Origin of the sequence: Geobacillus sp. WSUCF1, from assembly GCF_000422025.1 — a bacterium.
GTDB lineage: Bacteria > Bacillota > Bacilli > Bacillales > Anoxybacillaceae > Geobacillus > Geobacillus zalihae.
On sequence record NZ_ATCO01000167.1, the window covers coordinates 1 to 543 of the forward strand.

Below are 543 nucleotides of genomic sequence, written 5' to 3' on the forward strand. Positions count from 1 at the left end.
TTTTTTCATCTCCTTGACTTTCTCCAAATCAAATACGGATTTCCAGGCTTTAAACAACAATTCAATTTGCCAGCGCAGGGAATAGAGCTCATAAACCTGTTGACCATCAAACGACTCTTGTGGTAAATTCGTCAGTAAGATGTGGTATTTCTTTTGTTCGAGGGTTTGGCGTGCCAGCGCCTTCCCTTTTCTTTTTTCCTTTTTCCGCACATACGCCATCCGTTTTTGCCATTCTTCCGCCGTCAGACGGCGGAAAACCAACCGTGGAACATACAAGCGTTCATGTCCGATGTATACATGTTCCATTTCCACTGATTCCCCTTCCTCTAATTGATTCCCAAGGGATTCCCAATCCCATTCCTTCCACTGGCCATTCTCCTTGATATACACTTTCATATCGGAACGGAGCCGAGTAATATAATACGCTCCGCGGGCGTCGATCTCGGCCAGTGCGGCAACGGAGAAAAAGCCCAAATCCCGAATACATAGGTCATTCGGTAAAATCGTATGCTGGGCATGATAGGCAAAACGAGCGTCCGAGTC

Annotated in this window: 1 protein-coding gene; it reads right to left on the reverse strand. The window is 46.4% G+C overall.

The window, feature by feature from the left end; all coding sequences use genetic code 11:
- The coding region (locus tag I656_RS0116630) for an IS4 family transposase (protein WP_033006501.1) at positions 1–543 on the reverse strand (543 nt) is incomplete at both ends.